The sequence below is a fragment of the Pedobacter miscanthi genome, from assembly GCF_003315595.1.
GTDB lineage: Bacteria > Bacteroidota > Bacteroidia > Sphingobacteriales > Sphingobacteriaceae > Pedobacter > Pedobacter miscanthi.
This window is the reverse complement of sequence record NZ_QNQU01000029.1, coordinates 42,997-67,326: the sequence shown is the minus strand read 5'-3', so window position 1 is coordinate 67,326 and position 24,330 is coordinate 42,997. Positions and strand designations below refer to the sequence as shown.

Annotated in this window: 17 protein-coding genes; 7 read left to right on the top strand and 10 right to left on the bottom strand. The window is 40.0% G+C overall.

Annotated elements, in window-relative coordinates:
- Nucleotides 1-212: 212 nt before the first annotated feature.
- The 5 genes from DRW42_RS24800 (at nucleotide 213) to DRW42_RS24780 (ending at nucleotide 6,375) form a co-directional block, all read left to right on the top strand.
- The gene (locus DRW42_RS24800; RefSeq protein ID WP_113951567.1) at nucleotides 213-851 is read left to right on the top strand and encodes a suppressor of fused domain protein; all 639 of its coding nucleotides are present in this window, start codon (nucleotides 213-215) and stop codon (nucleotides 849-851) included.
- Between the two features lie 87 nt (nucleotides 852-938).
- Complete coding sequence (locus tag DRW42_RS24795) at nucleotides 939-1,379, top strand: energy transducer TonB (RefSeq protein ID WP_113951566.1); 441 nt, start codon at nucleotides 939-941, stop codon at nucleotides 1,377-1,379.
- Nucleotides 1,380-1,890: 511 nt separating this feature from the next.
- On the top strand, nucleotides 1,891-2,586 hold the full coding sequence (locus DRW42_RS24790) for a LytR/AlgR family response regulator transcription factor (RefSeq protein WP_113951565.1): 696 nt from the start codon (nucleotides 1,891-1,893) through the stop codon (nucleotides 2,584-2,586).
- A gap of 180 nt (nucleotides 2,587-2,766) precedes the next feature.
- On the top strand, nucleotides 2,767-5,127 hold the full coding sequence (locus DRW42_RS24785) for a TonB-dependent receptor (RefSeq protein ID WP_158544398.1): 2,361 nt from the start codon (nucleotides 2,767-2,769) through the stop codon (nucleotides 5,125-5,127).
- A 108-nt stretch (nucleotides 5,128-5,235) separates the two neighbouring features.
- Nucleotides 5,236-6,375 carry a hypothetical protein gene (locus DRW42_RS24780; protein WP_113951563.1) on the top strand — a complete coding sequence of 380 codons (1,140 nt, stop codon included), beginning with the start codon at nucleotides 5,236-5,238 and terminating at the stop codon, nucleotides 6,373-6,375.
- A 462-nt stretch (nucleotides 6,376-6,837) separates the two neighbouring features.
- On the opposite strand, the gene DRW42_RS24775 is transcribed toward DRW42_RS24780, so the two are convergent.
- Complete coding sequence (locus DRW42_RS24775) at nucleotides 6,838-9,096, bottom strand: glycosyl hydrolase family 95 catalytic domain-containing protein (RefSeq protein WP_113951562.1); 2,259 nt, start codon at nucleotides 9,094-9,096, stop codon at nucleotides 6,838-6,840.
- 135 nt (nucleotides 9,097-9,231) lie between these two features.
- Complete coding sequence (holA, locus tag DRW42_RS24770; protein ID WP_113951561.1) at nucleotides 9,232-10,251, bottom strand: DNA polymerase III subunit delta; 1,020 nt, start codon at nucleotides 10,249-10,251, stop codon at nucleotides 9,232-9,234.
- A gap of 390 nt (nucleotides 10,252-10,641) precedes the next feature.
- Here holA and DRW42_RS24765 point away from each other — a divergent pair, with 390 nt between their 5' ends.
- Complete coding sequence (locus DRW42_RS24765) at nucleotides 10,642-11,100, top strand: type I restriction enzyme HsdR N-terminal domain-containing protein (protein ID WP_113951560.1); 459 nt, start codon at nucleotides 10,642-10,644, stop codon at nucleotides 11,098-11,100.
- Between the two features lie 759 nt (nucleotides 11,101-11,859).
- Here DRW42_RS24765 and DRW42_RS24760 read toward each other — a convergent pair.
- The 4 genes from DRW42_RS24760 to DRW42_RS24745 all read right to left on the bottom strand — a co-directional run bounded on the left by DRW42_RS24760 (nucleotide 11,860) and on the right by DRW42_RS24745 (nucleotide 19,193).
- A complete protein-coding gene (locus DRW42_RS24760; protein ID WP_113951559.1) occupies nucleotides 11,860-13,053 on the bottom strand; it encodes a Gfo/Idh/MocA family protein in 1,194 nt (397 codons plus the stop codon).
- A 326-nt stretch (nucleotides 13,054-13,379) separates the two neighbouring features.
- On the bottom strand, nucleotides 13,380-14,744 hold the full coding sequence (locus DRW42_RS24755; protein WP_113951580.1) for a 3-keto-disaccharide hydrolase: 1,365 nt from the start codon (nucleotides 14,742-14,744) through the stop codon (nucleotides 13,380-13,382).
- A gap of 96 nt (nucleotides 14,745-14,840) precedes the next feature.
- Nucleotides 14,841-16,196, bottom strand: coding sequence for a Gfo/Idh/MocA family protein (locus DRW42_RS24750; protein ID WP_113951558.1), 1,356 nt, complete (start codon nucleotides 16,194-16,196; stop codon nucleotides 14,841-14,843).
- Nucleotides 16,197-16,514: 318 nt separating this feature from the next.
- Nucleotides 16,515-19,193, bottom strand: coding sequence for a valine--tRNA ligase (locus tag DRW42_RS24745; RefSeq protein ID WP_113951557.1), 2,679 nt, complete (start codon nucleotides 19,191-19,193; stop codon nucleotides 16,515-16,517).
- Between the two features lie 351 nt (nucleotides 19,194-19,544).
- On the opposite strand from DRW42_RS24745, the gene DRW42_RS24740 reads away from it, so the two are divergent.
- Nucleotides 19,545-19,967, top strand: a complete 423-nt coding sequence (locus DRW42_RS24740; protein ID WP_113951556.1) for a DoxX family protein — start codon at nucleotides 19,545-19,547, stop codon at nucleotides 19,965-19,967.
- Here DRW42_RS24740 and DRW42_RS24735 read toward each other — a convergent pair.
- The 4 genes from DRW42_RS24735 to DRW42_RS24720 form a co-directional block, all read right to left on the bottom strand.
- Nucleotides 19,964-20,605: a Uma2 family endonuclease gene (locus DRW42_RS24735; protein WP_113951555.1), complete on the bottom strand. Its 642-nt coding sequence runs from the start codon at nucleotides 20,603-20,605 to the stop codon at nucleotides 19,964-19,966. The genes DRW42_RS24740 and DRW42_RS24735 overlap by 4 nt on opposite strands.
- A 45-nt stretch (nucleotides 20,606-20,650) precedes the next feature.
- A complete protein-coding gene (locus tag DRW42_RS24730) occupies nucleotides 20,651-21,289 on the bottom strand; it encodes a Uma2 family endonuclease (protein WP_113951554.1) in 639 nt (212 codons plus the stop codon).
- Between the two features lie 45 nt (nucleotides 21,290-21,334).
- Nucleotides 21,335-21,973: a Uma2 family endonuclease gene (locus DRW42_RS24725; protein WP_113951553.1), complete on the bottom strand. Its 639-nt coding sequence runs from the start codon at nucleotides 21,971-21,973 to the stop codon at nucleotides 21,335-21,337.
- Nucleotides 21,974-22,132: 159 nt separating this feature from the next.
- The gene (locus tag DRW42_RS24720; protein ID WP_113951552.1) at nucleotides 22,133-24,124 is read right to left on the bottom strand and encodes a heavy metal translocating P-type ATPase; all 1,992 of its coding nucleotides are present in this window, start codon (nucleotides 24,122-24,124) and stop codon (nucleotides 22,133-22,135) included.
- Nucleotides 24,125-24,330: the final 206 nt, after the last annotated feature.

The following is a 24,330-nucleotide window of genomic DNA, read 5'->3' as shown; positions in this document are numbered from 1 at the left end:
CAAAATCTACGCAAAGGAGGAATAATTTGTAAAATATTTTTGATAGAGGCTATTAACGTGCCGTTTACTACAGTATCTTTCTAACCTTCAAATAGCGAAATGAATATTTTTTGGTACTCCATTTTTATGAAAATTATTATCTTGTAGTCAAATGAACAAGCATGAAAAACGCTCCTGCCTCCACCTCAATCCGCTAACAACAATCAAGTATTATGCCCCATCACGTTCCAAACAGCGTCCAGATAGTAGACGATCATATAGATCTGTTTTTTGATGAATCCGAAGATATCGTTGTTTTTGATGAGATAGCGTCCGAAACAATCCATAGGGATATTTACTTTATAAAAGCAACTGAAGAGAGACCATTTCACATTTTATTGAGTTGCGGCATGAGTGCCCTACCCATGACAGTACCGGATGATGTTGAAACATCGAACCTGGCTGAAGTGATGATCCTGCTTCCCAAAGAATGGAACCTGGAATACGAATCTTTCAGTGACGAAGGCAACTATTGGCCAATCAGGCTGATGAAAGAGTTAATGATCCTACCACATAAAAATAAAACCTGGCTGGGTTTCGGACATACTTTCGGCCACGAAGATGATGAAGCGTTTTCAGAAGGAATTGGTTTCTGTTCGGTAATGCTGGCACACTCCATGGAACTGTCGGAAGATTTTACAAGGATTAATCCTGATGATGAAACCCTTATTAACATTTATACTTTAATTCCTTTATACAAAGAAGAACTGGAATTTAAGAAAAAGAATGGTGCAAATGCTTTACTGGAACGGTTTGAAGAGTTTGGTATAGAAGAAATTGTAAAGGTTGGCAGAAAAAATGTATGTATTTAATCCAATATCCGGAAAGATCAAACCGATTTAGTAATCCCCCATTTCGAAGCTAACTTCTAATCATTATATTTGATAAAACGCAATCTCATGAAAAGACAAATCATCCTGATGTTATCACTTGTATTTTTGGTAACACTTAGCCAAAAGGCTAAGGCCCAAAATACTGTAAAAGTAACTACCGAAGCCGATACCACGGTTTATGACGAAAGAACCCTTTCTGGAGAACATGTGTATAAAATACCCCAATTTCCGCTTAGCAATGAAGATTTTAATCATTTTCTACATAACCATTATCAAGCCTCCAATGTGATCCAGAAAAACAGGCTTTATACCAAACTTGCAGTGGTAATGACTATCGAAAAAGACGGAAGTGTTTCTAATTACGAAGTAAAAGGAACAGGTACACAGGTTATGAGAAACGAAATCGTCAGCATTCTTAAACTCCTGCAGAAATATACCCCAGGCACAAGAGATGGACAACCTGCCAGGTTCAGGCTTTCCCAACCTTTCGAATTTAAATACGAATAAATGATATTGAGCTGTTTACAGCAAAATGGAACGGAAAAACGATGATATTAAACGAACTGCCATTTTATCATTCATTCATTCAATCACTCAATCAATCACTCCATCACTCAATCATTCATTCACTCCATCATTCAATCATTCATTCAACCATTCACTCATTAAAATTAAGAGGGTACTCCATATTTCTCTTTATTTTTCCCCTCTTAGATCATAATTGCCCCATTTGCTTACACAGGATGGCCAATTCAGGAGAAGTCGTCCCTTACTCTCCTGCCTTTAGCAACTATTGATGATCACCAGTAGTTTGTCTGATTATTAATAAATTTATGGCTACGGGTATTTTAAAAAAAGTTAAAATAGACGAATAAGTATTTTAACTCCATGAACAGGCATTATTACTCCATAAAGCCCAAAACAACGCAATAGAGTGGGATTTTAGCGATAAATCTTTTTATTTTGCATTCGTTCTTTATGCCTATAATCTCTAATTTAGGACCGAAAATCAAGCTTAATGAACTGTTTAATTGTTGACGATCAGAAAATATTCAGGACTGTTATTAAAAGGTTAATCGGTCTTGATAATACGCTTACACTGGTTGGAGAATGTGAAGATGCCATAGATGCACATCAAAAAATAAAAGACCTGAATGTTGACCTGATTTTTCTCGATATCCGCATGCCCGGTGTAAACGGTATAGAACTGGCAAAGATTTTAGAAGGTAAACAACCCCTCATTATATTTACCACATCGCTTGCCGAGCACGCATTAGAAGCATTTGAATTAAACGTAGTCGATTTTTTATTAAAGCCTGTTTCTCCCGCCAGGTTTTTAAAAGCAGTTGATAAAGCAAAAGAAATTTTCAAAAAGAACCAGATCACGATGGGCGGTCAGTTTTCGGAATTTACTTTTATCAGGGATTCGAACATTGTACGGCGCTTAAAAATTAACGACATCCTTTATTTCGAAGCCACTGGCGATTATGTCAAAATCCGCTTGCTTAATGAAGATTATTGCATCCATTCCTCTTTAAAAATTATTGAACAAAAACTTCCCGGGCATCTTTTTTTGAGGGTGCACCGTTCATTTATCGTTAACCTGGCTAAAATAGATAGCGCCGAAGGCAAAACACTTGTAGTTAGCCGTCATTTAATACCCGTTTCTGATGCTTACCGGGCTAACCTCAACAAATACATGCAATTTTTATAAGCTGCAATTTTCGATGAACAAGCGGTTTAAGATGTCGATTGATTATAAACAGCAGATAAAACCTTTCGGTAGGCCTTAAAAATATATCCGGCAGCAAAAAGCCCCTGTATAACTGCCCTTTAATTTTCGCGCAGACAAATTCATCATTTTCGGAAAACGAAATCACAAATGATGAACAGGATGGAGAAATTAATACTTATACTTTTGCTTTTATCAGGCTTTGCAGGTTTGGCTCAGCAACCCGCAGCATTCAATATAACCGGAAAGGTAGCAGATGCCAGAACAAAACTCCCTTTGGCCGGCGCAGGGGTATCTGTAATATCAATTGCCGGCAATAAAATACTAAACAGTACGCTTACCGATAGTTCGGGTGTTTTTTCATTTTCGGTTGCGCCAGGCAAATACCACATTAAAATCGCTTTTATTTCTTACAAAACCTATATACTGGAGCACCAGCAAGTAGATAAATACCTTAACCTCGGTTTGATCCTTTTACAGGAAGATGCAAAACTGCTCGAAGCGGTAAATATTGTAGGCGAGAAATCGACTGTGGAGCTTAACCTGGATAAAAAAGTATTTAATGTGGGCAAAGACCTGATGTCGAAAGGAGGAACTGCAAACGATATACTCAACAACGTACCATCGGTAAATGTTGACGCCAATGGGGCAATAAGTTTAAGGGGAAACGGAAGTGTACGTGTACTGATTAATGGAAAACCTTCTATGCTTACCGCAAACAATGGTTTAAATCAGATTCCGGCCAACACCATAGAAAAAGTGGAGGTCATTACCAATCCATCGGCCCGTTACGAGGCACAGGGCGGAGCCGGGATCATTAACATTGTACTTAAAAAAAACAGTTCTTCGGGTTTAAACGGCTCTATCCAGGCCGGTATAGGTACACCAACGTATTATAACGGAAATATCAACCTGAGTTATAAAACCCAAAAGGTAAACCTGTTTGCCAACGTAAGCCATTTTTACCGGAATATTTATGCTTATGAAAAGAATTTACAAACCACCATCAGGAATGGAGCAAGCACGGTACTGAACCAGCATAATGATCAGGTACGGAACGACAATGCCTACAGTTATTATGTTGGCGGCGATTATTACATCAATGAAAAGAATACGTTAACGGGCAGTTTTTACCACGACCTGCAAAAAAATAACGATACCACCAGTTATCAATATCGTTATTACAATGGAGAAAATGTATTGGACAGCATCATATCGCGTTTTGAAGATTACCACGAGCCACAAAAATATAACCAGCTGGAACTTAATTATGTAAAAACTTTCGACAATAAGGACCAGAAGTGGACCACCAGCTTACGCTACGATTTCTGGAATGATGATGAAAACCAGGATATTACCCAACAGAAACGTTTTCCTTCTGGCAATCCCGTTTCGCACCTTAGCTCAAGGGATATCGAAAGCAGCGACGATTTCTACATCCAGAGCGATTTTGTAACGGCATTTTCTAAATCAGCACGTTTCGAAACCGGCATCCGGGCTGATTTAAGGGCCATAAGAAGTGATTATTCTACTCTTTCGAACGGAATATTACTCGAAAATTATACCAATAAACTCTATTACGACGAGAATATTTATGCTGCCTATGCGCAATATGCCAATAAGTTTAAACGGTTGAGTTACCTGCTGGGTTTACGCACGGAACTGTCTGACATTGGCATTTCCGACCGCAAAGCTACATTATCGAAAGACAAAAAGTACATCAATTTATTCCCGACCCTGCATCTTACCTATAACCTGAGAGAAAATACAGATCTGCAGATCAGTTATAGCCGGAGGATAGACCGGCCACGTTTCTACCAGCTAAACACATTTTCAGGTCTTTCTGATACCCGCAACCTCACAGTAGGTAATCCCGACCTAAATCCAGCTTATAGTAATTCTTTTGAGCTGGCCTTTTTAAAAAAGTGGGGGCATTTTAACCTTAACCCTTCCATATATTATTCGCACAACAAAAATTATTTCCAGAATGTATTAAGCCAAACTGCCGAAGGTTTTTTTGTAAGCACCCCGGTTAACCTCGGTTACGAAGACCGCTACGGGCTGGAGGTTTCGGGTACTTACAATGCCTTTAAATGGTGGCGTTTATCGTGGGATTTTAATTATTATGGTTTTAAACAGCATGGCGAATTCCAGGGGAAACAATATGGAACCTCCAATAAAACCTGGTTTACAAGAATCAGTTCGAGGATGAATTTCCCTAAGAGTCTGGCCATCGAATATGCTTTTAATTACCAGGGGAAAAACGCTGATGTACAATCAACCATTGCGGCCCAGTACCGCGCAAATATTGCCCTGAGCAAAGATTTGTTTAAGGATAAATTATCGGTGGTACTCGCTGTAACCAATTTATTCGATTCGCAGGTGGTTAAACAACAGTTTATTACGCCTGATTATCAGTTCGAATCCGAATATAAAGGTGTTGGGCGCTTAACCAGGCTAACCCTTACCTATCGTTTTAACCGCGATAAAACTCAAAAAGACCGTTTACCCGACGAAAATTAGTTTAGTTAATGATTTAACCGGCAACATATTAATTACCACAAGCTAACATTAATTTAACGTGCTTTTAACCAAGTTTAGATAAGTTTGCAGCTGGTTCCCGGCAAATCGATGAAAAAACTTTTCCTATTCTTCAGTATAATTACTGCTTGTATCACAAGCGCTCAATCGCAGACTATCAACCTGCCGGATGTAATTTACTCGGGCAAACAAGGCACCATGCATGTACAGGGTGTGGTGGTAGACCAGGCTAAGGGATATGTTTATTTTTCTTTTACCGATAAACTCATCAAAACAGATCTTCAGGGCAAATTAGTCGGCAGTGTATCGGGTTTCGCAGGCCATTTAGGCGACCTTGACTTTGGTAGCGACGGCAAAATCTACGGATCGTTAGAATATAAAAACGATGCAATAGGTAAAGGCATCAAAAAAGAACTGGGCATTGAAACAGAGAATGAAGATGGGTTTTACATCGCCATATTCGATCCTTCAAAAATTGTGAGGCCGAACATGGATGCGGAAAAAGAAGACCTGTTACGTACCGTTTACCTTAAAGAGGCCGTTGATGATTATAGCGCAAAGGTAAAATCGGGTAATACCGAAAAACCACATCGTTTTGCCTGTTCGGGGATAGATGGTGTTGCCTTTGCTCCCGAAATGGGCAGCGCCAATACCACTAAAAAGTATCTATACGTGGCTTACGGCATTTATGGCGATACCACCAGAACAGACAATGATCATCAGGTGATCTTAAAATATGATATTGCTGACTGGGACAAATACGCCAAAGCACTTTCCCAAGGGAATTTACACCATTCGGGGCCGCAAAAACCGCTGGATAAATATTTTGTAAAAACAGGCAATACACGTTATGGCATCCAGAACCTGGCTTACGATCCTTTTACCGGAAATTTATTTGCCGCAGTTTACCATGGCAATAAAAGCTGGTTCGCAAATTACGACCTTTTTGTAATCGACGGGAAGAAAAAACCGGTTAACAGTATAATATCATCTGATGGCAGTCAGCTAAAAATAAAAACACTTTCGTTACTGGATAAAGGACTTAAAGATCCAGAATCAGGGATTAATGGCTGGTTTTTCGGGTGGGGAGCAACCGGTTTGTGTCCGCTGGGCAACGGACTATTTTATATATCGCACAACGAAAAAACAGCAGATGGGCAACAGCAAAGCACCTTACACCAATACCAATGGACAGGCGATAAGCAGAATCCCTTTACTTTGATAAAGTAGTTTTCGGCCAAAAGAATTTAACACCTTAACTGTTCTCAGGTAAGTGAGGTAGTTAATTTAATCATGAAAGCTTTGATTTTTATCACCACCTGAGTCACCTGAGTCTGACCATTTCCACCATATCATCTGATCGTAGGCAACAAATACTGAACGCCGTTTAAAAAAGAGTAAAACCATCGGAGGTATAAAAGTGCAATGTACACTTACAGAACATAATTCGTGATTCATGGAGTGATTATGCCTTTTCACCTATAGTCTATTTCAATAAAACTCCTGTTAGCTTAGGTTTGTACCATCATATCATTTGATACGCACAGGTAACTAAATACCTCAAACCAGGGTCTCAGGGATGTAACCTGGTTATTAGTTATAATCTAACTGTGTTATTAATAGTGAGCATAAGAGGGGGGTTCCGGGATGATTTACCCCCTCTACTTTTTCAATCACTTAATTTCGGATAACTTATTCGTAGCCATTCTCGAAGGTTATACTTTGCTGTTTCTTCATATTTACCTGCAAAATACCATCATCGGTCATCTTTACTGATCCGGCAGGCAGATTTTTAGCCACATAAGTTTTAAAAGGCAATTTGATTTTAAGCAATCCTGCTTTTTCAGCATAAATTTTCACCCTGGCTGGCACACCGTTTTCTTTGCTGCCGCTTACTAAAAAGGCTCCCTCGGCCCGTAAATTATTAAAAGAAACATTTTCCCAGCTACGCGGTACAGCCGGAAAAGGCTGAATGTAATCGCCTCTGCTCTGCAATAACAATTCCTGAACACCCTGTGCAAAAGCAAAATTGCCTTCGAGGGTAAAAGGGCGATAGGTAAAGCCAGAATATTGCCCGCCTTTTTGATCGCCGTTTAAATGGAAACTATTCGGCGAGCAGAAATTAGAAGCAAAAATCTCCAGTTGTTTTACGGCTTTATCAGCCTCATAAGCCCTGGCGTACAAAGAAGCCATCCAGCTAAAAGAATATCCGCACCATGATTTTGTACCAATCTCTTCTAAACGTTTAAAAGAATTATCGATAATGGTTTTATCTTTTTCTTGATTAACATCCAGTAAATCGAGTGGGTAAATGGCCATATACTGCGACATGTGCCTGTGCGAACTGGCTAAATTTGAGCCTGGCGCAATGGTAAAGCCAGTTTCATTTACTTCATAATCCGGTAACTGATCCAATATCGCCAGCCAATGTTTACTTTCTTCGGCTTTGCCATTTGCTTTACTAACCTCAGCAGCAGCCTTAAACAAAAATTTAGAAAGCGATAAATCGAAATTGCTCCAGTTTAAAAACCAGGCTTTAATAGTGTTATCGTTATACTCCGGGCTTGAGCTTAAAGGCAATGTACGTTTCCCATCCTTTAAACGAGTGATATTTTCAAGATAGGTTGCCGCTTCATGAATGTATGGATAAGCCCTTGTTTTCAGGAAAACATCGTCCATACTGTATTTCCACTGCCAGTAAAAATGCTGAGAAGTCCATGCGCTAACCGTTGGCGAAAGCGCATACTGGATCCACCCACCCATCGGATCGCCGTTTAAGGTAATTACCCCCGGAACATTTAAACCCGCCACACCAAAATACTGTTTGGTATAAGCCAGGTTTTTTGTTCGTATTTTCCAGAGCCAATCGGTAAAGGTGGCTCCTTCTGCAAGGTGATTTGCGGTATAAGTTGGCCAATAACTTAACTGTGTATTTAAATCGTTATGAAAATCGCCTTTCCAGGGTGGTAAACTTCCGTTATCTGCTGTCCATACGGCCTGTAAAGTAATGGCAGGCGCCCCTTTTCTGGCCACACAGCCCAGTTTGTACATTTCCAGGTAGTACTGTTTCTGGATCAGCTGGTCGGGCACCGAAATATTCGATTTTGCCCAATAATCTTTCCACCACTTCGTATGGGTATCCCATCCGGTAGGCTCTTTAGCGCCAGATGAAATAACGGGCAATATTGCCGTTTTATCGTTACTGATTGTCCACGAACCGACGATATGGCCAGCTGCCATTTTTTTCCATTGCACCAAAACCTCATAAAAATGTCCGCTATAGGTAGGCTGATGATAACGGATGCTGTTTGCAGTATTGGTAACCGTACCCTTTGCGTAACCCAGTTTCTGTAAACCTCCGCCCGCATGGCTGTTATCACCTTTTTCAGTCAAACCATTGCTATAATTGTGTACTATTAAATCTGGTAAAATTGCTGTCGACTTTAGGTTTTCAAAACTAAAGTAACCCTGAGCCCCTGTTGCATGGATGTAACAGTTAAAAACTGTTCCGTTTTCAAATTTAACGGTATTCAGGGCTGTTTCGATGTCGAGTTCGTTCGATGTTACCTTACCCAGTTTCGAAATATCGAATTCCATTGCGGCAGCAGGTAATTTGGTTGGGTACGGACTGTTATCGTAAGGTTCATCCCCTATTTTTTGAACAGCGGCATAATTATTTTGGTGCACCTGCTCTTCAACCCATTTAAAATTGAGTTTCGACATATCAAGCGCTTTCCGCTCGTCCCACAAATCGGCACGATCTAAAGAAAGTCGCAGCTTGTTGTTCTTTTCCCATATTAAAACGCCCAGCATACCATTGCCTAAGGGCATCGCTTCATCCCATCGGCTGGCCAGTTTCGGAAAAGCAAGGTTATATGGTTTTAACCGCTGCGCATAAATTACGGTAGCGAAACACTGCAGGATTAAGAGTAAAAAGATTTTAGTCCTCATTGGTTATTTAGAATTGGTTAGCACCTGTTGATGGTATCTCTATTCTAAAATAATGATATTTAACCAGACTAAAACAGCGAAAAATTGCGCAAACGTTTGACAGTGAATATAGAATGCTTTTCTGCTAATAAAAGATTAGTGTACAATCTTAAAAACGAGTTCTTTTAACAATTCGCCGTCATCAACATTTCCGGTACTATCTAAACCTTTGCTTTTTAGATCGTATTCGCGGAGCAACCCGATTACCTGGAAAACCTTGCCTGTATTGTAATTCCTTGCAGCAACTTCGTAATCTTTGATAAAAAACGGCGGTACGCCCAGTGCTGATGCTGCATCGGCCTTATTGGGGATGTAATGATATTTGAGAAGTTTGGTAAAATAACCACCCAGATTGGCCAGAACCATTACCGTTGGGTTGGCTTTTGGATTACTGGCGAAATAATTGATGATTTTATTACATTTCAGCACATCGCGGATGGCCAATGCCTTTTGAAGCTCGAAAACATTGTATTCTTTACTGATTCCGATATTTTTCTGAACATGATCGGTGCTGATTGTCGTTTCTTTCGGAACGTTCAGCATCAGTTTTTCAATCTCATTGGCAATTTTGGATAAGTCGGTGCCTAAATATTCGGCCATTAGCGCCGACGCCTGCTGATCGATCTTATAGCCTTTATCTTTGATAAACTCTTCGATCCAGGGCACCAGTTTATAATCGCGAACAGGGTCTGACTGGAAAATCAATCCGCTTTTATTAATCGCCTTATAGATTTTTTTACGCTTATCGAAATTGGCGTATTTAAAGGCCAATACCAAAATGGTGCTGGGCAGGGGCTTTTCGAAGTAATTGAGCACAAATTCACCCTCTTTTGAGCTATCCTCTTTACCCCACTTTAAATCCTGTGCTTCTTTAACAATCACCACCTGGTAATCAGACATCATCGGGTAACGCTTTGCAGCACCCAAAACTGTGGCCATATCAGTATCTTTTCCATACAAAACCGTTTGGTTGAAGCCTTTTTCGGCATCACTGAGCAATTTATCCTCAATATAATCGGTTACCTGGTCGATATAAAAAGATTCTTCACCATGTAAGAGGTACACGGGTTTAAATTTGCGGGCTTTGATGTCCTTAATAATTTCGGCAGCAGTCATTGCCGTAAAATTACGATTTAGGTTTAAGGATTTGGGTAAATGTTTATAATTTAAGAAGGATGGGGTTTTCTGCATGTATCTTAAAATTAATTAACTTTGGGGTTTACTTGTTACCTGGTTTTATTGTTTTATTGTTAATTGCGAACTGTATTAATGGTTAATTGGTTAACTGTTGAAATTGGTTAACTGTCAATTGCAAATTGTATTAATGGTTAATCGGTTAACTGTTGAAATTGGTTAACTGCCAATTGCAAATTGTATTAATGGTTAATCGGTTAACTGTTGAAATTGGTTAACTGCCAATTGCAAATTGTTAACTGAAAACTGGTTTAATGGTTAACTGAGAACTATAAACTGCTAACTGTAAACCGAAAATTGCCAACTGAAAAAATGTTCACCCCTACACCGCTTAACCTTCCACCCTATCCCTTTAAAATTACCCAAAAAGATGGTGTGGTTTTTATTTTCGATGAGCTAAGGAAGAAACACCTGGTACTTACACCCGAAGAATGGGTTCGGCAGCATTTTATCCAGAACCTGATTGCAGAAAAGAAATTCCCGAGAACTTTGATCCAGATTGAAGGTGGTTTGGTTTTAAACCAATTACAAAAACGGAGCGATATTCTGGTTTATAATACCGCAGGCGAAAAGCTGATGCTGATTGAATGCAAAGCGCCAAAGGTTAAAATTACGCAATCGGTTTTTGAGCAGGCAGCGCGGTACAATTCTATTCACCAGGCCAAATGGATCGTGTTAACCAATGGTTTACAGCATGTTTATGCAAAAATGGATCTTGAGAAAGGCAGTTTTAACTTTGCGCAGGAAATGCCGGAGTATTTATCATTGTAGTGTCGCATTAGCCACCGAGGCACGGAAAAGCGCTTCAATAAAAAAGTCGTCATCTCGACCGTAGCGGAGAGATCTATCTTGAGGCACATTTAGCTTCGCTGAGCACTTTGTGGTTCCCGACTTCGCTGCGCTCCGCTCGAAATGATGTTTTTATGGAATTCCTTACTGAATTTAGATTTCAACTATCAGTTGGTGTTTCACCGATAGAAACTAAATGTAAATCTTTTGAAAAGCAGAAACCGTAGCATATAGGTTTTTCCAGCCCCGCTCCCGCTTCTGCTCCGATGAAAAATCGGGAGCATCCCGCTTTGATCGGGTTTAGGTGGCACGCTTAGCAATACTATTTGGGGCTGCATGGCGCAGAAAAAGTCGTCATCTCGACCATGGCGCAGAAAAAGTCGTCATCTCGACCGTAGCGGAGAGATCTATCTCGAGGCAGATTTAGCTTCGCTGAGCACCCACTCTAGTCTTAACGTATTGCTAGGATTTAAAAAACTTATTGGCACGTTGTAGCGAGAGGCTACAACCAGGAAGGTCGTCACCCTGAATTTATTTCAGGGTCTATCTGGCAGGAAAGATGCTGAAATAAATTCAGCATGACGAACTCTTGAGGAAAAGGATTCTAAAACCACTCAAATTGCATAAATATTAATCGAACCTAAGTACTAAATTTAAAAACGTCATTATAATTTTCAGGCTACGGCCTTGATGTTTATTCGAATTGACGGCCATCTAAGATAAGCTCAAACTTAATAAGCACTATACATTATATATTGGTTTCCAAACCTGCTTATTGCCGCTGTAAATGGCTTCGTTACACATAGCAACGCAAATTGCGGCCTGCGTTCCGGTATTGATGTTTGATGCAGGCATCTTTTTGGTGGTAATTGATTTATAAAATTCATCCAGGGCATAGTTGGTTCCATCTAAAGTCGGTGTATCTAAAATCGGGATTCCGCCATCCTTATTCACCACAATTTTTGTTGCACCGGTAACACCATCAACAATGCCCAGCTCTTTTTTGGTACTTGCTTCAGGGTAAAACAGGCCAGTGTTGGTCAGCAATGACACCGAACCTTTGGTTCCTTTTATTTTAAAGAGGTACCCATCGTGTGCATTGCCACAGGTGGCACCGAAATTGCCGATCATGCCTTTTTCATTGTAACGTAGAATGGCCTGGATGTTATCGTAAGTTTCGCGACCATCTTTAAAAACATCTATCCCACCCGATCCCATAATTTCATCGGGCTGTGTTTCGAAAGCCCAGTTGATGAAATCGATCTGATGTGAGAGCAGTTCGGCAGCTAAACCTCCCGAATATTCCTTGTACATCCGCCAGTTAATTTTCCGCTCTAAAGCCGGCTCAGGAACTGCCCTGCGCCAATTGCCATTACGGTCCCAACGGCAGTCGATCTGTGTAACCTTGCCCAGATAACCGCTCTGTATCATATCCTTCACTTTAAAATAAAGCGGCGAATAACGGTATTGATATCCTACCTGGAAAACCTGATTGGGATACTGTTTCACCAGTTTCCGGAGCTCCAGCGCCTGTGCAATATTGTAGGTCATGGTTTTTTCTACATACACATGTTTACCGGCAAGTACGGCATCTTTGGCAATTTTAAAATGTTCGCTTAGCGGTGTAGCAATAAAAACCGCATCAATGGTTTTATCATCCAGCACTTTGCGGTAATCTTTTATTGCTTTTGCATCGGCTGGCACATATTTTTCGGCTTCTTTAAGCCTGAAATCAAGCAGGTCGCAATAGGCTTTAATGTTATACTTTGCTGGCATTGATTTAATGACAGACAATACGCCTTTACCCCGGTCGCCACAACCAATCATAGCTACATTATATACCTGATCTGCATACAGATCGGCAAAAACCTGATTTCCAACTAATAAACCTGAACCTAACAAAGCTGTATGCTTTACAAAAGACCGACGATGCATGATATAATAATTAATAGTATTTTTTTAATTTATTGGAGCGCACAGCTTCTGCTGCTATTTGAGTGAAGTCCCGCCAATGCTACAATCTTTTTGTTGCCGGTAGCTGCCATATCTGCCTGAGATGTAACATAAAGTATTTTCGCGTATGTCGGGGCTATTTAATTTCTTTCAGTGCTTATGGGTCGGTTCTGTATACTAAACGCTAATCATAAACCCGATTGAGCTAAATAGCCCGGAGTGAGGCACGAACGAGGACTATAAGCGAAAGCGGGACTACAGGCTGCCATATTAAACCAACGCTCATTTTCAAAAAATAAACCCTTCTCTTACAAAGTTTTGATTTTAATCGTTCTGAAATCTACCTTATTGCCATGATCCTGTAACAGGATATGTCCTTTTGGTGCTTCGCCAAAGTTTTTCCAATCTTTATATTTACTAATGGCAACCAGTTTTTTAAACTCTTCCGAACCGCGGGTATATTCCAAAACCTTTACACCATTTAAATAATGTTCTACTTTATTGTTTGGATAAACCACCAAACGGCCGTTATTCCAGCTACCGATTGGGCGCAGGTATCGGGCTTCTTTTTTAGCCGTCATTAAATCGTATAATGATGCCAGGGTACGGTTTCCATCCCTGCCCAATTTGGCATCAGGGTGTAATACATCGTCTAAAACCTGGTATTCCAATCCAATGGCCGAACCCGTATTTTTTTCGCTCAGGGTAACAAAATATTTTACACCGCTATTGGCTCCGGGTGTAAGTTTAAACTCGAAAGACAAATCGAAGGCTGCATATTCTTCTTTGGTTACAATATCGCCACCATTGGTTGATTCGGCACCGCCTGAAGGCTCTACACTGATTACTCCATCAGAAATTTTCCATCCTTTAGTGGGGAAAGTAGTTTTATAGGCACCAATCCACCCGGCATTGCTTTTACCATCGAACAGGAGTTTATAACCTTCCGATTTTTCGTAAGCAGACAAAGTATTCGGTGTTAAGTTAACCGTGTAAACACCTTTCGGAAAAGCTTTTGCTTTTAAACCTTCTGTCTGGATATTGATGTTCTTGAAATAAACTTTCTTGCCATCGTTATCAAGGTTATTGCCAATGCCGTGTACCTGTAAACCGATAAAACCAGATTTATCGAGGGTGTCGATTACATAAGCCACAGGGCTTCCGTTAACCCATGTTTTAAGTTCGTTGCCAATACATTCTATTTTGTAATGGTTAAATTCATTCTTTTTATATAATGGTTTAGCCGATGGATTAAGTTCCAGAGGATACAACCATAATCTTCTGGCTTCATCATAAATTCCGCCCGTCCATGCCCTTGGTGTAGGATCTATTTCTACCTGCCTGCCAAAAACCAAACCTTTGCCGTTATTTCCTTCTGGTTTAATGTGGCTACGGGTTTGAACACCCGAATTGGTGGTTTCACCTTCGAGTTTTACATCCAATTCCAGAATAAAATCGCCATATTCTTTTTCGGTAATCAGGAACGAGTTTGGTGTGCCTTTGGTCATGGTGCCCACAATCATCCCATCTTCAACTTTGTATGGGGCAGCACCTGCAACGGCTTTCCAGCCGGTTAGGGTTTTACCATCGAAGAGCGGTTTTGCTTTTTGGGCAGCGGCCGATAAGCTGATTAACGAAAGGGCTAGAAGGCTATATTTTTTGATATTTAACATGATAGGTTTATTATTTTCACCACCTAAGCCACCTGAGAACATCTTAGCTAAGCGCTCAACAGTGGATACTCTGGTGTATTGTATGGTCTGAATAAATTAATATTTAAATACTTTTCCGTTTGCAATTACTTCTTGTTTACCTTCATCAAAAGTGGCTTTTGCTCCGGTTCTTACCGCGGCATTAGTCATGATGTTGGCAATAGAGTGCGAATAACCTGCTTCAACAGGGGCATTTGGTGTTTTGCGGCTACGCACACATTCCATCCAGTTGCGCATGTGGCCCGAGGTTAGGGCATCGCCACCCATATTGGCACCTGTTGCTGCTTTAACTTCGGTTTTGCTTAAATCAAATTCAGGCAAAAGATTAGCTTTTAAGCCCATTGCAGAGGCTTCCTGTTGCCTTAAACCACCCTTTGGTGATACTTTATTGGTAATCAGATTCAATTCACCACCGTTTGAATAATAAACCTCTCCTACATCGCCTACACTGTTTTGCATCCTTGAAGTAAAAGTAACCTGGAAACCGTCGGTTGTATCGGGCCGACCGTAATCGAATACCGCAACCATCGAATCCCAGTTTCTGCGACCATCTTTCCAGGTATAAATGCCACCATTGGCCACTACACTGCGCGGGTGTTTTAAATTGGTAAACCAGTGTACAGTATCAATCTGATGGCTCATCCACTGACCAGGCATACCTGATGAATATGGCCAGAACAAGCGGTATTCTAAATATTTACGTGGATCAAATGCTTCATTAGGCCGGTTTAACAAAAATCTTTTCCAGTCGATATCTTCTTCTTTCAGCTTAGCCACTAAATCTGGTCTGCGCCACCTGCCCGGCTGGTTTACATTCCAAACGAGGTCTACCGCAGTAATTGGTCCGAATTTCCCATCCTGGATAAATTTTGCTGCATTAGTATAATTCTCTCCGCTTCTCCGCTGCGAACCAATCTGCACGATCTGTTTACTCGCTTTAACCGCTTTAAATGCCGCTTTGGCATCGTCCATGGTTTCGGCAAATGGTTTTTCTACATAAGCATCGCAATTGGCTTTCACGGCTTCGATGGTATGTAAAGCATGCTGAAAATCGGCCGTACTGATAATTACGGCGTCGAGATCTTTTGTGGCATAAAGTTCGTCGTTATTGCGGCAGGCTTTAATATCATGTCCGAATTTAGCTTTCAGGTGAGCAATCCCCAGGTCTCTCCGGTAGTTCCACAAATCGGAAAGGCCAACAATATCAAAATTCAATTCCTTGTTGTGGTTCAGGAAACAAGGCAAAAGGGTATCTTTAAAACGGTCAGAAAATCCAACAACGCCTACGCGCACCCTATCGTTAGCACCAATAATACGCCCATAACTTTTGGCACTCATGCCCATGGTGCCTGCATAGGTTGCCGCAGCAAATATTGCTGATTGTTTAATGAATTTTCTCCTGGAATTTTCCATAGGGATAAGATGGTTTAGATTTAGGTTAGATTAGCTCATAGATTAAACGATTTACAAAGCGTTTAACAGCCTCCAAATTAGGATTTTTAGTTTATTTTAAGGATTGGCTTTGGTAACAATTTAGAAAGAAATGGAAGATGGGCAATTGAAGATGGATAATGGATGAGAAGAGATGGAAAATAGATGAAAAGAGAAAGCCCTTTAGAAGAAAATCTAAAGGGCTTTTGCTGGTCGTCACCCTGAATTTATTTCAGGGTCTTAATAAAAAGGAGGATGCTGAAATAAATTCAGCATGACGATCGAAGTATCAAGTTATTTTTAACCTAAAACAGCTAAACTTTCTTCAATGATTTTGATTTTTGCTTCAGCATCTGCCTTTTTATTGCGTTCGTTGGCAATAATTTCAGGTTTTGCATTCTGCACAAAACGTTCGTTGCTTAGTTTCGCATCAACCGACTTTAAAAAGCCCTGTAGATAGATTAAATCGGCATTTAGACGTTCGCGTTCGGCTTCTACATCAATATTTTCGGTAAGCGGGATAAAAAACTCATCTTTTCCGGCCATAAATGCAGTTGCACCTACAATTTTATCATTTATAATTTCAGCTTCGCTTACATTGGCCATCTTGAAAACAATGTTTAACCATTTTTCGTAATCGAGATCAGAATTAACCTTAATACTTAAAGGCAATGCCTCTTTGGGCGAAATCTGTTTTTGATTTCTAACATTTCTGATTTCGGCAATAACCGTTTTAATTACTTCTGCTTCTTTCAACAATTTCTCGTCGAAAGTACCACCTTTAGGAAATTCGGCAACAATACAGCAATCCAATTCGCCGCGCTGGGCAAATAAGTCGTCATGCCATAACTCTTCAGTGATGAAAGGCATATTTGGATGCAATAATTTGATGATATTTTCGAAAAAGGCAATTGTAGCTTTGTAACTTTCGGCATCAATTGGTTGCTGGTAAGCAGGTTTTACCATTTCTAAATACCAGGCGCAGAAATCATCCCAAACCAGTTTGTAAGTGATCATTAAAGCTTCCGACAAACGGTATTGTTTAAAGTTGGCCTCAATTTCTACTAACGCTTCGTTAAAACGGTTTTCGAACCACGAAATGGCCTGCGTATTCGGATTCGACAGATTTTCATCCACTTCCCATCCTTTTACTAAACGGAAAGCATTCCATATTTTACTGGCAAAATTACGTCCCTGCTCGCAATAACTTTCGTCGAACATTAAATCGTTTCCGGCCGGTGATGACATTAACATCCCCACACGAACAGCATCAGCGCCATATTTTTCGATCAAACCAATCGGATCAGGTGAGTTACCCAGCGATTTAGACATCTTACGGCCTAATTTATCGCGTACAACACCGGTTAAGTACACATTGGTAAATGGTTTTTTGCCCATAAACTCGTGTCCGGCCATAATCATACGCGCTACCCAGAAGAATAATATCTCTGGTGCAGTAACCAGGTCGTTGGTTGGATAGTAATAATTAATGTCTTTATTTTCGGGATTTTTAAAGCCATCGAAAACTGAAATCGGCCATAACCACGATGAAAACCAGGTATCCATTACATCATCATCCTGTCTTAAAAATGGCTCCAACTGGTGTTTAAATCCTGCTTTTTCAGCGTCCGAACAACTTTCGTCAAGATGTTTTTTCTTCCAGAATTCTTCTAAAGCCTCATCTTTTGTTTTGGCTACCACCCAGTTTCCTTTATCATCGTACCAGGCAGGGATTCTTTGTCCCCACCATAACTGACGGCTAATGTTCCAGTCGCGAACATTTTCCATCCAGTGGCGATATGTATTCTCAAATTTATTCGGGATCAGGTTTACTTCTCCGTTCAAAACATCATCTAAAGCCGGCTGTGCCATTTCTTTCATCTTCACAAACCACTGCATCGAAAGTTTTGGTTCGATGGCAGCATCGGTACGTTCAGAGAAACCAACCTGTGATTTGTAATCTTCAACTTTTTCTAAATGACCGGCCTCTTCCAACATTTTAGCGATCTTTTTGCGGGCAACAAACCTGTCTTCCCCCACTAAAATAACCGCCAGTTCGTTTAAGGTACCATCATCATTTAAAATATCGGTAACCGGTAAATTGTGTTTAACACCCAATTCATAATCGTTCAGATCGTGCGCAGGGGTAACTTTTAAACAACCGGTACCAAATTCGATATCTACATATTCATCTTCAATAACCGGGATTTCGTGATTAACCAGAGGCACAAAAACCTTTTTGCCTTTTAAGTGCGTAAAACGCTCATCGTTCGGGTTAATACAAATGGCAGCATCGGCCATAATTGTTTCCGGACGTGTTGTAGCTACGGTTAAATATTCTGGTTCATCTTGATTCTTATTACTTGATACCTGATATTTAATATAATATAATTTCTGATTTACTTCTTTACGGATTACTTCTTCATCAGAAACAGCAGTTTTACCTGCCGGATCCCAGTTAACCATACGGATACCGCGGTAAATCCATCCTTTTTTGTATAAGTGGATAAACGAATCGATAACCGCTTCAGAAAGATCTTCTTCCATGGTGAAACGTGTACGGTCCCAATCGCAGCTTGCACCCAGTTTTTTTAACTGTTCTAAAATAATACCGCCGTATTTCTCTTTCCATTCCCAGGCATATTTTAAAAACGCTTCACGCGAAAGGTCTTTTTTATCAATTCCCTGCTCCTTTAACATGGCCACAACTTTTGCTTCAGTAGCAATAGAAGCATGATCTGTTCCTGGCACCCAGCATGCATTTTTACCCTGCATACGGGCCTTGCGGATCAGCACATCCTGGATGGTATTGTTAAGCATATGTCCCATGTGCAGTACCCCCGTAACATTTGGAGGCGGAATGACTATTGTATAAGGCTCGCGCTCGTCGGGTTCTGAATGAAAAAATTTCTTCGATAGCCAATAGCTATACCATTTATCTTCTGTTTCTGCAGGATTGTACTTGGTGGATATGCTCATGAATGTATTAAAAATTCAAAAATAGCTATTTAAGCTGAAAGACCAAAGCAGAGTAAGCCGAAAGGTATACTTATGCCTTTAATCATTCCCCCTCTCTTAGAGAGCCTGTTCCGATTTTTTCGGAAGGTGTCCGCAGGACGGAGTATTTTTTTGGAAAGCAGGTGCGGCATTCCATATTAAGGTTAGTCCCGCCAATGCTACAAGTCCTCACTCGTGCCTCCCTCCGGTCTTTTCGCGTATGTCGGGTTTAGAAACAATGGGTTGTGCATTATACAATTGTGCTTGAACATCTGAAACCACGAAAATCCGGGCAAATAATTGTATTTTGGATCACACGTCATTTAAGCTGCAATGGAAACTAAAAACTTTAAAATAGCTTATGCCATTTTACGCATAAGTATTGCTATAATTTTACTGTCGCACAGTGTTTTAGGTATATTTGACGGAGGCATTAATGATTTCGGGAATTTTTACCTGAACAAAGTAGGATTTGCGCCTTTTGGGGTATTTATTGCGTGGGCAATTAAACTTTCGCATATTGTTTGTGCAATACTTTTAATCATGAATAAATATATCCGCCTGGCATGTTTTGCAAACATTTTTGTGCTGATTATGGGCATCATCATGGTGCACTTTAAAGAAGGCTGGTTTGTGGTAGGCGGTGGAAGAAACGGTATTGAATATAACTTTGTACTGATATGCGTGTTAACCGCGATTATGTTTCTTAATTCCGGCTCGAATAATCTTATTCAAAAACCAGTAGAAAATAGTTAATCGATATCGTCAAAAACATCATCGAGTGCCAGTTCAAAGCCTGGCAATACAGATGAAGTGATTTTTTCGCTCAGGGTAAATATTTTTGAGGGTATGAATTTACCCTCCTCATTTAAAGTATAAATCAATATGCTTTGATCACTCTGGCTCACTACCCAATATTCTTTAACACCAAATTCCTCATAAACACGGTATTTATTAAGCAGCTCCATTCTGGTATTACCGGGCGACAAAATTTCGACAACAAGATCTGGTGCCCCAATGCAACCACGTGCATCCAATTTGCTTTTATCACAAATTACACAGATATCAGGCTGAAGCACCGTAAACACGTCTTTATCAGCTTTGCTTTCTTTGGGAAAACGGACATCAAATGGTGCAGCATAAACTTTACAGGGTTTACCATCTAAAAAATTGATTATGGGCTTTAACAAATTGATAGATACTGTTTGATGGATCCTCGATGGCGCAGGGCTCATCTTAAAGATTTTACCCGCAATCAGCTCTACCCTTTCAGGGAAAAGCCAGTTCAGGTAACTCGCATAGCTATACGTTAACGATGCATCAAGCTCATTGAACTGTTTAACGGGTTCATCGATTTCATCTGGTATTGGATATGGAACTGTTTTTTTCGCCATACCCAAATATACTAAATTAATTAGTACCGAAAGTGATATATTATTTTACATATCGTCAAAAACTTCATCTAGTTCTAATTCAAAGCCTGGCAATACTGATGAAGTGATTTTTTCGCTAAGCGTAAATATTTTAGAGGGCTGGAACTTACCCTCCTCGTTTGAGGTGTAAATTAAAATGTTCTTATCGCTTTGACTTACTACCCAATATTCTTTAACCCCGAACTCTTCGTAAACACGGTATTTATTAAGCAATTCCATTCTGGTATTGCCTGGCGACAAAACCTCCACCACAAGATCTGGTGCACCAATGCAACCACGCGCATCCAATTTACTTTTATCACAAACTACGCAAATATCAGGCTGCAAAACGGTGTACACATCTTTATCAGCTTTACTTTCTTTAGGAAAACGAACGTCAAACGGAGCCGAATAAACTTTGCAGTGCTTATCTTTGAGAAAATTACCAAGATTTAAAAAAATGCTGCCGGCTACTTCTTGGTGTACCCTCGATGGCGAGGGGCTCATTTTAAATATTCTACCTGCAATCAGCTCTACCCTTTCAGGAAAAAGCCAGTTCAGGTAACTTGCATAGCTATAAGTTAATGATGCATCAAGCTCATTGAACTGCTTAACGGGTTCATCGATTTCATCTGGTATTGGATATGGAACTGTTCTCTTCGCCATACCCAAATATACTAAATTAATTAGCACATAAAGTGATATATTATTTTACATATCGTCAAAAACTTCATCCAGTTCTAATTCAAAACCTGGTAATACAGATGATGTGATTTTTTCGCTAAGCGTAAATATTTTAGAGGGCTGGAACTTACCATCCTCGTTTAAGGTGTAAATTAAGATATTTTGATCGCTTTGGCTTACTATCCAATATTCTTTAACGCCAAATTCTTCGTAAACACGGTATTTATTGAGCAGTTCCATTCTGGTATTGCCAGGCGACAAAACCTCCACCACAAGATCTGGTGCACCAATGCAACCACGGACATCAATTTTACTTCTATCACAAATTACGCAGATATCAGGTTGAAGCACCGTGAAGATTTCCTTATCATCTTTACTTTCTTTTGAAAAACGAACATCAAATAGAGCAATAAATACTTTACAAGGTTGTTTATTTAGAAAGTTACCCAATTTAAGAAATATGTTGCCAACAACCACCTGATGAACGCTTGATGGCGCCGGGCTCATCTTAAAGATTTTGCCTGCAATCAGTTCTACCCTTTCAGGAAAAAGCCAGTTTAGATAGCTTGCATAGCTATAGGTTAATGATGCATCAAGCTCATTGAACTGTTTAACGGGTTCATCAATTTCATCTGGTACTGGATATAGAACAGGTTTTTTCGCCATATTCAAATCTACTAAATTGATTAGTATTAAAAGTGATATATTATTTTACATTTCCTCAAAAACAGTTTCCAAAACATCAACTAATAATCAATGCTTTAATCAAAAAAGAGAGTAGTGCAAACTCAGTTAACCGATTAACCAATTTAAACGATTAACCGATCAAAAAAACTTCATTTTCTGTATCCTTACCGCATTTAAAATGGCCAGAAGTGCCACGCCAACATCAGCGAAAACAGCTTCCCACATCGTTGCAATACCGCCCGCGCCCAAAATTAAAACCAGTGCTTTAACAGCAAAGGCCAATACAATATTCTGGATCACTACATTTTTGGTGGCCTTACCGATTTTAATCGCCACGGCAATTTTTGAAGGCTGATCGGTTTGGATAACCACATCGGCCGTTTCGATGGCGGCGTCGCTTCCCATTGCCCCCATGGCTATACCAATATCGCTAATGGCCAATACCGGGGTATCGTTAATGCCGTCGCCAACAAAGGCTACCACTCTAGTTTTATTGTTTTTAATTTCTTCGAGTCTGGCAACTTTATCTTCGGGCAGTAAATCACCATAGTAAGTATCAATACCTAAACTTGCAGCTACCTTTTTAACAATGGATGATTTATCACCACTCAGCATTACCACCTGTTTAATTCCGTTTTCATGCAATTGTTTTACAGCTTGGGCGGAATCCTCTTTTACTTCATCCGCAATTAAAACATAGCCCACATATTGCTGATCTACAGCCACAACCACTATACTTTCTTCAATATCTTTGATTTTAGCATCAAAGCTGATGTTGAATTTTTCGAGCAGTTTAACATTGCCTGCCAGTACCTCTTTACCATTTACGTATCCTTTTAAACCCATTCCCGCTATCTCTTCAATATTTTCAGCCGGATGGATTTCCTTATCGCCTGCATGTTCTACAATGGCTTTGGCGATGGGATGTGTTGATTTAGCTTCGACAGCGGTTAACAAGTTCAAAAATTCCTTTTCATCAATGCTGCTCTCTACTTTCTGCACATTAAAAACACCTTTTGTTAAAGTACCTGTTTTATCCATTACCACGGTATTGAGTTTGGTAATGAGATCGAGAAAATTAGAACCTTTAAATAAAATACCATTCGCAGATGCTGCACCTATGCCACCGAAATAACCCAGGGGAATGGAAATAACCAAAGCACAGGGACAAGAAATTACTAAGAAAACCAAAGAACGGTATAACCAGGTTTGGAAGTGATATTCCTTGCCTAAAACCAAAATAGGAATGGTAACCAGCGCCAGAGCCAGAAAAAAAACAATCGGGGTATAAACCTTTGCAAACTTGCGGATAAAAAGTTCTGTTTTGGCTTTACGTGTAGTGGCATTCTGAACCATTTCCAATATGCGCGATAAAGCACTATCGGCAAAAGCTTTGCTTACTTTTACTTCGATTACTTTATCCAGATTAAGCATTCCGGCCAAAATGGCTTCACCCTTATTAATGGTTCGGGGTTTACTTTCACCTGTTAATGCGGCTGTATTGAAACTGCTTTTATCACTGATCAATTCGCCATCCAACGGAATTTTCTCTCCGGCTTTAACCTGTATGGTTTCGCCAACTTCTACTTTTTCGGGATTAACATCCTCATATTTTCCGTTGCGAAGTACATGAGCCACATCGGCACGCACATCGAGCAGCGCTTTAATGTTTCCTTTTGCCCGGTTTACAGCTGCCATTTGAAAAAGCTCTCCAATGGTGTAAAAAAGCATTACGGTTACGCCTTCAGGGTATTGACCAATGGCAAAAGCACCAATGGTAGCGATAGACATCAGGGAAAACTCGGTAAAAAAATCTTTTGCCTTAAAAGTCTCCCAAACCTCGCGTAAAACCGGAATGCCTACAGGCAGATAAGCTACGATGTACCAGTAAGGCCTGATGATTTGAAATGCAGGAACTTTAAAAAGATTATCAAAAGCTATCCCGATTAAAAGCATAGCCAGTGTTATAATGGCAGGCAGATAGGTTTTAAATGCAGATGGATCTCCTCCATGATCGTGGTCGTGATCATCGCCATCATCATGCGAATGCCCGTGATCGTGGTTATGTTTTGGTGCGGAATGCGCTTTACTACTGCAACAGCTATCTTCTTTATCGTGGGAGTGACTCATTATGTTATATGCTAAAACATTATTTATTAGTTATCCATAAACCTTGTAGGTTTCAAAAACCTGCCAGGTTTGGATAAGTGTTTCAAATTTATGGAAAATAAAATGCTTTATCCCGAATCATTCTTAATAGCAATATTTTTTACCTGCACACAATATATTTTGTTAAAAAATGTTAATAGTGTATAAAAGATTTAAAATTATGAAAT